The sequence below is a fragment of the Sphingomonas sp. Leaf67 genome (assembly GCF_001421965.1).
GTDB lineage: Bacteria > Pseudomonadota > Alphaproteobacteria > Sphingomonadales > Sphingomonadaceae > Sphingomonas.
Map to the genome: position 1 here is coordinate 408,755 of NZ_LMLP01000021.1, position 12,552 is coordinate 421,306.

Consider the following 12,552-nt stretch of genomic DNA (forward strand, 5'->3'; position numbering starts at 1 on the left):
CGACGAAGGGGCGGAACCGGTTCGCGGCTCCGCCCCTTTTTTCGTCCAAAGCCTTTCTCCGATCGGGTTGGGGTATCGGATTTCGATTTGCGGCAGGGCGCGAGCAGCGAGCGACGCCGGAGCATCGCGACGGACGAGCAACACCACCGTGAACACGAAAGCGGCCCGCCGCGCAGCGGTCACTCGCAAGACGAGGCTGATGGTTCACATGGTCGGAGACCGCTCTACTGCCGATACCGCAAGCATAAGGCCGGCGTTCCCGGACTATTCGGGTCGGCACGCCGCCCACAGCGAATATGCGCCGGATCGTGCTCCCTCGCCCTTATCGAAACCGATGGCATGACCTCGCACGCCATCCGGGAATAGCGAGCGAACGTCTTTCACGCAGGTGCAGGCTCGCATGCTGGCCATGGGCGCGATCGTACCGAAACGATTGTCCATGCTCGATGCAATACGGCAGCACGGCCGCCATCCCGGCGATCGGTCGGCGCTCGATCGACCCATCGTCCGCACAAAAAAGAGGCGCCGGCTTTCGCCAGCGCCTCCCTTACCGATCGCCGCAGAAGCGACGATTTACCGTCCGCTTAGAGCGGCGGGGTCGAAGCGTCGGGTGCTTCGTACACGTAGTAGGTCACGCCGTTGATCGTTTCCGACCCGGTGTACTTGATCTTCGTGATATCCGGGGTCGAGAAATCGATCTGGCCACCCGGGCCAGTCGTCGGATCGGTCGACTGCGGCCCCATCGAACCCGAAACGTCGAGGACGAAGTTCTTGCCGAAGCCAACGACATCGTTGGTGGTGTTGTCGAACAGCTTGGCGGTGGTGACCAGCTTGTCGCCTGCGGTGAAGTTGGTCAGCACGTCCTGACCCATGTTCAGACCGAGTGCGTTGTCGATCAGCAGGGTCTTGTTGCCGCCGCCGAAATCATAGGTTTCGTTGCCGACCTTGTTTTCCATGACGTTGGGACGGCCACCGAACTCTTCGATCCACAGGTTCTTCAGCGTCGCCGAATTGGCATAGACGTGCAGGTCGCCCGGAGCGCCCTTGCTGCCCAGATAACGCAGTTCGGTGACGGGACCGTTGTCGCCACCAACCTGGATCTGGTCGTTGCCGGCATTCTTGCGGCTCACGCGGTCGATGTCGAGCTCGCCGTTCGGACCGAACTGGATGAAGCCATCGCCGTTACCGTCGAAGATCTTCTTGTAGTTCAGGATCGAATCATTGCTGCCGAAACCCAGAAGCGTGTCGTCGCCAGCGTTGCCTTCCTGAAACACAAACGCGGTCGCGCCGGCGCTGCCGTTATAGGTGTCGGCAGTGTTGTTGAGCGCGATGTCGACCTTCGTGGCGGTCGAGATCAGATTGCTGTTGTCGCGGAACTTCGGAACCGAATCAACCATGACGTTTCTCCCTGAGTACTAAAAAAAGTCGTTCGGCACGCCCGCCGTTTGAAGGCGCACCGTGCTTAAGAAGGCGTTTACGTAGATTGTCGCGAACCGTCAATGAATTATGAAGGCTTCGACATGAACAGGAATCCTGCCGATCCAGCTTTAGGACAGCGATTAACGTTCTAATTTTGTTGACGCAGGACGACGCGACGTTCCGCAACCGATCGTTTCTACATCGTATGAAGTATCGATCCGTTTCGGTTCGTTCGGCCGCCGCAAACGTGCGACGACCTGAACCAGCCGCGGATCGGAGCTGACTTTTTTACTATGGCTTTATTTGGCGAAACACCGGAACAGCGAGCACGAGATACCATTGCCGAAATTACGGTTTCCATCGAAACCGCCGGACCGTTCCAGCCAGGTGCGGAAGGATGCGCTCTCGCGACGTCGCGTTACCGACATTGTCGGCGCTACAACGATCTCCAACCCTGCCCAGTCGTTTCGGACATGGACCCCTTGTTTTCCCCGGCATCGCTCTACGAGAACTGATGCCGGATGCAAGTCGGTTGCGGCGGCGCACAATGTCGAAACTGTGCCGACTTTCCCGCTTCGGAACAGTATTGTGCCATTTTCGTCACAATTGCGGGTGTTTGATGAACAAACGTTAATTATCAGTTTGCGCAGTGCCCCAATCCGCGCATCATCTGCGCAGTTGTACAGGGAGCGTAGCGTTGCCCGATTTGCCGAATGCCATGCCACCCGCCCTGTCCAGCTTCGCCGCCGCCATGTCGAAACGCTCGATCGCCGCGCCATTGTGGCGCGGGGTCAGGTCGGTCGGACTGACCTGCGTTGCTGCCACGCCCGAACAATGCGCGACGCTGGTCGCGACTGCACGGCGAGGCGCGCCGGTGCCGATCGACGGCACCGACGCGGCCAAACGGTCGCGTGTGCAAATCACCGCCGATCTGACGCCGGTCGATGGCCAACCGGCGATCACGCTGTTGGTGCGGCCATCTATCGTGATGGACGATGCACAGGGGGAATGGAACGGTCCGGCGATCGTCGCCGGCGAGAGGGAGGATTTCGCTTCCCTCGCCGAACGCGCGCTGGACCGCGCGCTGCCATGGCGCGGCGTACGACCGGATAACCGACTTACAGGGGAGATAGAGTGATGGAGAATAGTGCTCTGGTACCGGGCACGCCAGTCGAACGCGACTGGCCGCTGGGTGGTGCCGACGATGTCGTCGAATCATTGTCGCTCGATCCGTTCGCGGGTCAGACCTATGCGAACAAGCCGATCGCCACGGCGACCCAGGCCGGGAACATCCTGACCCGTTCGGGTTGGAACTGGACCTACAACAATTATGGCGAACTGAGCGACGGGGTCCTGAACTTCGGGTTCTGGAACAGCGCGGAGGAACTGGCGAACAGCTATTACGTCAACGCGACCGGTACGATCGCGTTGAACGAGGCGTACTACAGCGACGATTTTTCGGCCTTCAATGCCGATCAGCGTATCCTGGCACGCGCGGGTATAGCCCTGTGGGACGATCTGATCGCGATCAGCTTTCAGGAAACGAAGTCGTACAATGCCGACATCACCTTCGGTAACACCTCTACCGGTGGTGCGCAGGCCTATGCCTATCTGCCGTTCGGCAACATCTTCGACGCCGAGGCGCTCCAGGACGGGTTCGAGGATTATGGCCGGCTAAGCGGCGACGTCTGGATCGACGGCTTCGTCAGTTCGAACTTCTTTCCGGTGCGCGACAGCTTCTATGCCAAGACGACGATCATCCACGAACTCGGCCACTCGCTGGGGCTGAGCCATCCGGGCAATTACGACGCGCTCGACGACGACGACGGCGATGGCCAGCCCGATCCGATCACCTATGCGAACGACGCCGCCTATGCGCAGGATTCGGCGCAATATTCGATCATGAGCTATTTCGACGCCTACGAAACCGGCGCGCAGCATATCGATTGGGCCAACCTCCGCTTCGGCTATGCGTCGACCCCGATGGTTCACGACATCGTCGCCATCCAGAAAATCTATGGCGCTGACCGGACGACGCGGACCGGCGACACCGTCTATGGCTTCAATTCGACCGCGAACCGCGCCGAGTACGACTTTGCAAAGAACGCGGCACCGATCGTCGCGGTCTACGACGCCGGTGGCAACGACACGCTCGATTTCTCGGGCTGGAACACGCCGTCGGTCATCGACCTGAACGCCGGCGCGTTTTCGTCGGGTGGCGGGATCGAGGCGTTCCTGACGCTCGAACAGGTCAATGCCAATCGCGCCGCGCAGGGTCTGGCAGCTCGTTCGCAGGCGACGTTCGACGCCTATACCGCGTTGCGTGAGGACCTCGGCCTGACCAGCGGCCTGTACAAGGACAATATTTCGATCGCGTATGGCGTGACGATCGAGAATGCGATCGGCGGCGGCGGCAACGACCGGCTGATCGGTAACCAGGTCGCCAACAAGCTGACCGGCGGTGCGGGACGCGACATCTTCGAACTGCGAACCTCGGGCGTCTCGGGCGTCGATACGGTAACCGATTGGCAACGCGGCGACGTGTTGGCGGTCGATCGGGCGATTCGCGACAATAACAATGACGGCATCGTCACGTGGCGCGGCAGCACGCTGGCCCTCGACACCAGCGACGGCGATGCGGCCACCCTGGCTGGTGCGAACGGGGCGGCCGGGCTGCGTCTGATGGGCAACATCGACGGCACCTTCTATTATGGCGACGCCCGCGTTCGCCCGGTCGCCGGTCGCAACCAGCAGGTCGCAGAGAGCGGCTTTGGCGACGATGTCCTCAAATCGTCGAGCAACAAGAAGATCAGCGACATCTTCTTCTTCGATACCGCCAACCCGATCGCCGGGCTCGGCAACGACTCGCTGAGCTTCACCGCGCGCGACATCATTGTCACCACGACGGCGTTGTTCGACGGGAATGATGACGGCATCATCCGCTTCAACGATGGCGTCCTCGACCTGTCGGGCATGGGTGGCACCGTTGCCATCTCCGGCACGCGGGCGCTGGAATTCGACGCGATGATCGAACAGAACGGACTGCGCTTCTATATCTACAGCGCCGTCGGTTCGAGCGTCGGCATGGGCAGCGTCGACGTCTGATGACCAAGGGGGGTGGCGCGATCCCCGATGCGGGATCGTGCCACCCCCTTCCCCCCTTCGCAAACCGGCCAAGGCTCTGCTATTGGCGGGGCTTCGCTGGGAAGGGATCGATCGCCGTGACGTTTGGCCATAAGCACGCGGCGGCGCGATGAACCGCGTCGAACTTCAGGCCGGCACCCGCCGCGACTCGGCGGCGCTGCGCTGGACGATGACGCTGATCCCGCCGTTCGCGATCGCCTATAACGGCATCTTCGCCGCCGTCGCTGCGGTCGGTGCACCGATGAACAATGCGATCGTCATCGCGGCCGAACTGCTGATCATCGTCAGCGCGATCGGTCTGTCGTTCGTCCGTGACGGCATCCGCCGCGAGGATATGGCGCCGCTGCTGTTCGTCGCCGGCATCGTCGCGGTCGCGATGGTCGGGTCGCTGGTGTTCGAACGCCCGATGATCGAGGGGGTGCGCAACGCGCTGATCATCGCCGCCTTCACGATCCTCGGCATTCGTTGCGACGAACGGATGGTCCGCATTGCCTTTGCGGTCAGTTGCGGGATCGCGCTGGGCGTATTGCTGCTCGAAATCAGCAGCGTCGACACCTATGCCTCGATCTTCCAGCCAGCCAGCTATCTGACCAAGACGCGCGGTTTCGTCGTCAAGGAATTCATGGACGAAAATTCGCTGGCGATCGGGACGATCTCCTACAGCGGGCGCTTCACCTTCGGCCTGTATGACGGGCCGCGCACCTCGTCGATCTTTCTCGAACAGGTCAGCATCAACTGCTTCTCGATCGTCATCATGGTGTATCTGTGCACTCTGTGGCAGCGGCTGAGCATCGCCGAACGGGCGCTGGCGCTGGCGACCGTGTTCCTGATCGTGGTCACCAACAATGCGCGCATGTCGGCGCTGCTCGCGCCGCTGTTCCTGATCGGGTATTTCCTGTTTCCGCGCCTGCCGCGCTATTGGCAGGGGCTGATGCCCGTCGTGTCGATCGGCGCGACCTTCGTGCTGTTCGAATTCATCCCTTGGCGGACCGGCGACGATCCGGTCGGGCGGCTCGGCGTGACCTATCGTTATCTGACATCCTACAATGCCGGCGATTACTTGTTCGGCGTGCCCGCGCTCATCGCGCGGACCGGCGATACCGGCTATGGCTTCGTGATCGCGTCGATGGGACTGGCGGGTGCCTTTGTCTACTGGGCCTATCTGATCGTCGTCGTGCCTCAGAATTCGGACATGTCGCGACGGGCGGCATGGGCGTCCGCGCTGTACATCTATGTCTGGCTGCTGGTCGGCGGCACTGGCACCTTCTCGATGAAGTCGGCACCGCTGCTCTGGCTGCTGCTCGGCTATTGCCGGGCAACCTATCTGTCGGCGCAGGACGAAGGGGCGCGTCGGCAGGCCGAGGCCCACCGACTGACACCGCGCGAGCGCATGGCCCGGCGACACGCCGCCGCCGGTTGACCGGTCAGTGTGACCGGAACAAATGGATCGCCGCCATGATCGCCAGCCACGGCGTCGCCGCATAGACCGCCAGCGTCATCAACCGCTGGCGGGGCGACCATTTGAACGGTTGTGCAGCGGGTGCGACATCGAAACTGATGACATTGCCGCGAGTCGCGTCGGACACCGCACCTGACGGCAACGCCCCGATGAATTCGCAGCCATATTGGGTACCCTCGCCCCACACGACGGTCGCCTCGACCGTGCCGACCCCGGCAAGGCCCAGCAAGACCGATTCACCGACGCCGAGCGGATGGCCGGTGCGGATACGACATCCGTGTCGGGTCAGGTCGAGCAGTGCGCTATGCACTGGCGGACGCCCCGCAGCGCGCAACACGCACGCACGACCGACCGATACACGATCGTCATCGCGACGACCGATAAACTGTTCTTCAATTATGCGTGCCTGAAGACTCATGGCATCCTCCATCTGGCTGCACACCAGATAGCGGATCAGGTCTTACCAAAGCTTTTCTGCGGAGATCGAATTGATGGTTACTAAGCGATAATTGGTAAACGGCGAGTAAATCATTGCGCCATTATTGTTCACCATCAAATTTAGTTATTATATCGACCAGGTGACCGGCCGGATATCGCGCGCCGGACTACCTGCGACCAGCATGCGGGGCGCGACGTCGCGGACCACGATCGATCCGGCGGCGATCACCGCGCCCGATCCGATCGTCACGCCCTTCAGCACCATCACTCCCAGCCCGATCCAGACATCGTCGCCGATCACCACCGGCGCGGTCCGCGCGCGCGACCCGGTCAGGTCGTGATGATCGGTATCCATGATGACGGTCCGCGCGGCGATCGCGACGCGGTGTCCGATCGTCACCGCCTGATGGCAATCGATCCGCACGTCGTCGGCCAGATAGCCGCTGCCGAGCGTCAACCGCCCGCCCTTTCCAACGCGAATCTCGACACCGCGATGCAAGGCAAAGATGCCGTCGACCTGCATCGCGCCGCCGGGCCGCACCGCGACTTCGGTCCCGCGCGACACCTGCCCGGGCCAGCATTTGCCGATGGCCAATCGCCCCTTGCCGCTCAATGGTCCGGCGATCGACAGCCGCGCGCGCCGGTAGATCAGAACCCGAAACGGCGTACGCAGATTTGCGAACAAGGTTGCGAACGGTCGCAACCGCAGCAGCAGCCGGAGAAGAGGTGCCGCGCGCGAAAATACACTCAAATCAATTCCCCCGCCCATTCATGGCGAACGAACGATAAGTATATTGGTTCAATACGTATTTTTATGCACGACGACCTTGACCGTCATCGCCAGGATCGTGACGTCGCGCCAGAACGACCAGTTGGCGGCATATTCCAGATCGGCCTGCAACCGGCGGGTCAGATCCTCGACATGGTTCGTGGCCCCGCGATAGCCGCGCACCTGTGCCAGACCGGTGATACCGGGCTTCAGCGCATGGCGATGCCAGTACCGCGTGTCCACGTCCCAGAACAGGTGATTACCCGCCAGCGAGCCCAGCGCGTGCGGACGCGGACCGACGATGCTCATCTGTCCGAGAAACACGTTCAGCAACTGCGGCAATTCATCGATGCTGGTGCGACGGATGAAATAGCCGACGCGGGTGATACGGTCGTCGTCGCGGCTGGTCGACACGTTGCCATCGGCGTCGCAATTCTCGACGCGCATGCTGCGGAACTTCAGAATGTCGAAGAATTCGTTGCCGCGCCCGACCCGCCGCTGGCGGAAAAGCACCGGACCCGGGCTGTCGAGCTTGATGAGCAGCGCGGTCAGCAACAGCGCCGGCGCCAGCGCGATCAGCGCAGGCACGCATACCGCCAGATCGAACGCCCGCTTCGCAAAGGCATCGCGGAGCGACAGCGGCCCGACCGACACGGTCAGCGTCGGCCGATCGCCGATATGCGATACGCCCAGCGCCCCGAAATGCGAGATCGTATCGACCACCACGTCACCGCGCACGTTTGCGCCCTTCAGCAGCATCGCCCAGTCCTGGCAGCGTCCTTCGGAACAAGCGACCACCACCCGTTCGCATTCGCGGATCAGCGAACCGAAGGCGTTGAGCATCGCCGGATCGCGCAGGTCGGGGACAAGGCCGATATCGCTGGCCCGGACCACGCGGTACCCGGGAAGCGGTGCGATGTCCGCTCCGTCGAGGATCAGCATCTGCACCAGCAACCGGTCGCGCAGCCGCGATTCGACATAGATCGCGACGATCTGCCGGAACACGACCAGCGTCAGCGTGCCGACGACCATCGCGATCCCGATCAGCAGGCGCGACAGATCGCGCTCCAGCTTCAGGAAGTACGACAGCAGGAACAATACGCCGTAGGTGAACAGCAGCGCCCGGACCGCAGGCGCGGTGTCGACCGACACGTCCTGCGCCGACCGCAGCGAGAATGCGCCCGAATTGAACGCGATTCCGGTATAGACGATCGCCGTCAACGTCAGCAGCTCGAACAGCTTGAAATCGGACTTCAGCAAGTGGCTCGGCAACAGGAAGCCGAACGCGATTGCGGCGATGTCCAGCGCCAGCAATATCACATAGAGGCGCAGGCGAAGCGCATGCGGGGTCAGCCAGAAACGCGAACTTCTGGCCGCGCCAGCAATATCCGTTCCGGAATCGGCTGGTATTCCTGTCACCCTGATCCCCGATGTCCGCTATACGCCGTTAACGGCTGTAATTGGTCTTGGTCTTGAAGCCCGTGCATGCGCCGCGTGTCCATGGATCAGTTGCGCTTGCGGCGCAAGTCCGGCGCGAGGCGTTGTACAGATGGCGTTACGGTAAAAGCGTTACCATCTCTTTACTTCCCGGCGGCGCGATACAAGTCGTAAAACGCATCGACATGCCCCCGCCAGCCGAAGCGTGCGTCGAGCAGTGCATCCAGCGCGCCGGGATCGGGCCGGTCGATCGTCGACCAGTCCCGCGCGAACGCCGCGCCCGATGCCGGATCGGTGAAATCGACGATGCGGCCGAACCCCATCGTCTCGATCGTTCGTTCGAACGCGGGAATGGCATTCAGTACCGGGTAGAGATGTGCCGACGCCCCCTCAATCGCCGCCAGGCCGAAGCCTTCATAGCTCGATGCCGAGACGTAGACCGACGACCGGCGCACGATATCCGCGATCTCGGCATCGGTCGGCGTCACCACCACCTCGACCGCATCGGCGACCCCTGCCGCGGCGGCACGCTCGCGCAGGTCCGCCGCTTCCACGCCCATCGGCTTGCCCGCTATCACCAGCCGCCACGCCGGATCGACCGCGCGCGCCCGTGCGAACCAAGGCAGCAGTTCGAACAGCCCCTTGTTCGGCGCCAGCCGGCCGAAATACAGCATCGTGTGCGCCGACGGATCGGCCAGCCCGCGAAACTTGTCGAGGCTGACGCCATTTTCGATCAGCCGCAAATTGCGCGGATGGATCTGCTGGAACCGGTCGTAATCCTGCGTACTCGACGCCCCGGTCGCGGCATAGGCGCGCATCGCGGTGCGGGTGACCGTCGCGAAATAGCGCAGCTTCATCTGACCGGCGAATTGCGTGTGAAAGAACCCGCCATGGGTCGACAGCACCAGCGTGCGGCCATGGATCGGCTTGGTCAGCGCCAGATAGTCGAACAGGAAGTCGACGCCATGGACATGGACGATGTCCGCGCCGTTCAGATGGCGCAGCACGCCCGGCGCGATCGGATAGCGCTTCGACCCCTTCCACGGCACCCGGCGGATCTCGATCCCGTCGATCGCGTCGTGGTGCGGCAGCGTTGCCGTCGCATCGTCGTCGAAGATCGTGTCGAGCGTCGCCACGCGCACGCCATGCCCGTCGCGCTGCTGGTAGCGCGCCAGTTGCAGGACGCATTCCTCCATACCGCCGATCCCGGGATGGAACTGGCGAACGACATGGACGATCGACAGGGGGCGATCGGCGCTCATGGACGCGGCTCCGCGCCGTCGGTGCGCAAGTCGGGTCCGGGGATCGGTCCCGGGCCGGCGGAAAGGGCCGGGTTCAGCATCCGTTGATACTCCGATGGAGGACAGGTGAATCGATCGTCCTTGGAACATTCGATCTTGAACAGATAACGGTCGGGCCACATGCGGCCCCCACCCCACCAGGTGATGCCCAGCAGCACGTCGCTGTTCGCGCGCAGTTGCGCCACCGCATCGGCCCCGACCGCCACGCAGCCGGGCGGCACCGCGGCATAGTTGCCGAACGCCGATTCAGTGATGTACCCGCGCAGGCCGCGTCGCCGCAATTGCTTCGCAAACCGGTCGAATCCGCTGTCGGTGCGCGGCTCGCCCTTGTCGTTGGTGCAATCGCGCTTCGTGCCCGAACCGTCCGAGTCGAAATAGCGATGGCCGTTCAGGAACGTGCGGTCGATCGGGTCGAGCGGCCCCGGCGTGCGATCGAGCGCGCAGCCGGCACTCTGGCACGCGCCGTCCGCTCGCTCATGCTTGTCGAAACGCTGGATGCCCGAATATCCCGGCCATTGCAGCAGGATCGGATGGCGGATGCCACCCCGGCGCAATCCGGCGATCACCGCCTTGGCCTCGCTGGCCCACTGCATCCACTGGACGTTGCCGGGTTCGTTGACCAGATCGATCATCACCGACCCGTCGTCGGGGAATTGGCGCGCCAGATCGGTCCAGAACGCGACCTGCTCGCCGACCGGGTTCCAGCGCGAATTGTGATTGTCGAGGATCAGCGGCACCCGGCGCGACCGCGTGAACGCGGCGATCGCCTTCAGCTCCTCGACCCGGTCGGGCGTCATCCGGCTCGGGCGGAACGGGTAGCGGATCAGGCCGAAGCGCAGCCGGTCGACGGCGTTGCGCACATCGGCCAGCGTCGGGCGCGGCGCATCGCTCTCCTTGCCCTCGGCCCCCGACAGATTGACGCCGAAGCGGGGCGGCGGCGCGGGGCGGCGTGGCGGATCGTTGGGCTGGGCCTCGCCCTGCCCGTTGCATCCCGCGACCAGCATCACGGCGGCCAGCAGCCAAGCGGCACGCGTCACGACAATGCCCCCCGCCGCCGGGCAAGGGATCGGGCTGCATCGTTCATCAGCGACACCAGAAAATCCCCTAACAACCATCTCGGCCGTCGCCAGAACAGCAACAGCGCCACCACCACCAGCACCGCCCCGGCGACGCCGAGCGTCACCACCGCCGGTGCCGCCGCCCGCCGCAACGCCGTCACGACCGGCAGCACGACCGCGACGCCCAGCACCGCCAGCAGCACGCCGTGCAGATGGCTGGCGACGAACCCGCGCAGGTCGACGCCGGCGATGCGACAGGCGTTGACGTTGATGATGATATAGGATGCGACCACGGCGATGCTCCCTGCCAGTGCGACGGCTTCGATACCATAGGGATAGGCGATCAACGCACCGCCGACGACCATCGCCAGATACACGATCTGGTTCGTAATCATCGCACCGGTCGCGGCCTTTGCCCGTTGCAACGATCCGCCGATCTTCGAACCCAGGCGGAAATAGCTTGCCGAACACAGGATCGCGAACGGCCCGATCACCGCCGCCCACCGCGACCCGAGAATGATCTCGATGACTTCCGGGGCCAGTAGTGCCAGCAACGCCGACATCGGCATCCCGATCGCCGCCGTCAGTTCGGTCCCGCGCAGGAACGCCCCCCGCAACCGCACGGCATCGTCCTGCACCTGCGCCATCGCCGGAAACACCAGCCGTTCGGCGATGCGGGTATAGAGTTCGGACGGTACGCTCATCAGGTTGAAGGCGCGCGAATAGATGCCGAGCGCCGCGGCATCCATCGTCCGCCCGACCACCAGATTGTTCGAACGCAGCGCGAAGAAGTTCAGGATGCGCGCGACCGAGAAACCGGCGCTGCGCCCCATCAGCCGCTTCGTACCGGCGCGGGTCAACAGCGGCCGCATCGGCGGACGGACGATCGCGACCAGCCACGCCGCCTTGACCACCGTCTCGACCAGCGCCGCTGCCACCAAGGCCCAATAGCCCCAGCCGAGCCATGCCAGCGCGATGCCGACCCCGCCGGTCCCGACGATCCGCGCCAGCACCTGCGCGATCATCACCCGTCGCACGTCGAGGCGGCGGACCAGCAGGTTTTCGGGCACGATCCCGAACGACTGGATCACGAACACCAGCGCCAGCACGCGCAGGACCTGCGTCACGCCATCGATGTTCAGAAACGCACCCGCCAGCGGCGCAAACAGTTGTGCCAGAAGGAAATAACCGATGCCGCTCAGGAACACGAGCGTGCCGGCGACACGGACGTCGTCGCGGGTCAGCCCCGGCATCTGGACGATCGTCGCGCCGATCCCGACCTCGGCCAGCAACAGCGCCAGTTCGATGAAGATCGTCGCGCCCGCAATCACGCCGAAGTCATGCGGGAACAGGATGCGGGCGAGGACCGCGGTAAAGCCGAGTTCGATCGCCTTCGACGCCAGTTGCAGCGCGGTGGTCCACCCCGCCCCGGCCGCCAGGGTGCGCTTCATCGACCCCGGCGGACCGGCATTCACCAACGGGTCGCGATCGTCGATACGGCTGTCGTCGCTCATCGATCGCGGGGCC

The 12,552-nt window shown here is 63.5% G+C and carries 10 protein-coding genes; 3 read left to right on the top strand and 7 right to left on the bottom strand.

The window, feature by feature from the left end; translation table 11 throughout:
- Positions 1-584 precede the first annotated feature (584 nt).
- Positions 585-1,397, bottom strand: a complete 813-nt coding sequence (locus tag ASE90_RS14055; protein ID WP_056001870.1) for a hypothetical protein — start codon at positions 1,395-1,397, stop codon at positions 585-587.
- A 719-nt stretch (positions 1,398-2,116) separates the two neighbouring features.
- Here ASE90_RS14055 and ASE90_RS14060 point away from each other — a divergent pair.
- The 3 genes from ASE90_RS14060 (at position 2,117) to ASE90_RS14070 (ending at position 5,983) form a co-directional block, all read left to right on the top strand.
- Positions 2,117-2,557, top strand: a complete 441-nt coding sequence (locus ASE90_RS14060; protein ID WP_156357738.1) for a hypothetical protein — start codon at positions 2,117-2,119, stop codon at positions 2,555-2,557.
- Entirely contained in the window at positions 2,557-4,524 is a 1,968-nt protein-coding gene (locus ASE90_RS20365) for a M10 family metallopeptidase (protein WP_056001876.1), read from the top strand. The genes ASE90_RS14060 and ASE90_RS20365 overlap by 1 nt, the downstream gene beginning before the upstream one ends.
- Before the next feature lie 148 nt (positions 4,525-4,672).
- Entirely contained in the window at positions 4,673-5,983 is a 1,311-nt protein-coding gene (locus ASE90_RS14070) for a hypothetical protein (protein ID WP_056001879.1), read from the top strand.
- A gap of 4 nt (positions 5,984-5,987) precedes the next feature.
- On the opposite strand, the gene ASE90_RS14075 is transcribed toward ASE90_RS14070, so the two are convergent.
- The 6 genes from ASE90_RS14075 to ASE90_RS14100 form a co-directional block, all read right to left on the bottom strand.
- A complete protein-coding gene (locus tag ASE90_RS14075) occupies positions 5,988-6,452 on the bottom strand; it encodes a PilZ domain-containing protein (RefSeq protein ID WP_056001882.1) in 465 nt (154 codons plus the stop codon).
- A 135-nt stretch (positions 6,453-6,587) separates the two neighbouring features.
- Positions 6,588-7,145 carry an acyltransferase gene (locus ASE90_RS20930; protein ID WP_321163787.1) on the bottom strand — a complete coding sequence of 186 codons (558 nt, stop codon included), beginning with the start codon at positions 7,143-7,145 and terminating at the stop codon, positions 6,588-6,590.
- A 114-nt stretch (positions 7,146-7,259) separates the two neighbouring features.
- Complete coding sequence (locus ASE90_RS14085) at positions 7,260-8,648, bottom strand: exopolysaccharide biosynthesis polyprenyl glycosylphosphotransferase (protein WP_162233640.1); 1,389 nt, start codon at positions 8,646-8,648, stop codon at positions 7,260-7,262.
- Between the two features lie 161 nt (positions 8,649-8,809).
- Positions 8,810-9,928: a glycosyltransferase family 4 protein gene (locus ASE90_RS14090; protein ID WP_056001891.1), complete on the bottom strand. Its 1,119-nt coding sequence runs from the start codon at positions 9,926-9,928 to the stop codon at positions 8,810-8,812.
- Complete coding sequence (locus ASE90_RS20220) at positions 9,925-11,004, bottom strand: cellulase family glycosylhydrolase (protein WP_056001894.1); 1,080 nt, start codon at positions 11,002-11,004, stop codon at positions 9,925-9,927. Before ASE90_RS20220 ends, ASE90_RS14090 begins: the two co-directional genes overlap by 4 nt.
- Positions 11,001-12,539, bottom strand: a complete 1,539-nt coding sequence (locus ASE90_RS14100; RefSeq protein WP_056001897.1) for a lipopolysaccharide biosynthesis protein — start codon at positions 12,537-12,539, stop codon at positions 11,001-11,003. The genes ASE90_RS20220 and ASE90_RS14100 overlap by 4 nt, the downstream gene beginning before the upstream one ends.
- Between the last annotated feature and the right edge of the window lie 13 nt (positions 12,540-12,552).

Coding starts and splice junctions, on each gene's coding strand:
- ASE90_RS14090 (WP_056001891.1), bottom strand. CDS start 9,928: ATGAGCGCCGATCGCCCCCTGTCGATCGTCCATGTCGTTCGCCAGTTC.
- ASE90_RS14070 (WP_056001879.1), top strand. CDS start 4,673: ATGAACCGCGTCGAACTTCAGGCCGGCACCCGCCGCGACTCGGCGGCG.
- ASE90_RS20365 (WP_056001876.1), top strand. CDS start 2,557: ATGGAGAATAGTGCTCTGGTACCGGGCACGCCAGTCGAACGCGACTGG.
- ASE90_RS14055 (WP_056001870.1), bottom strand. CDS start 1,397: ATGGTTGATTCGGTTCCGAAGTTCCGCGACAACAGCAATCTGATCTCG.
- ASE90_RS14100 (WP_056001897.1), bottom strand. CDS start 12,539: ATGAGCGACGACAGCCGTATCGACGATCGCGACCCGTTGGTGAATGCC.
- ASE90_RS14075 (WP_056001882.1), bottom strand. CDS start 6,452: ATGGAGGATGCCATGAGTCTTCAGGCACGCATAATTGAAGAACAGTTT.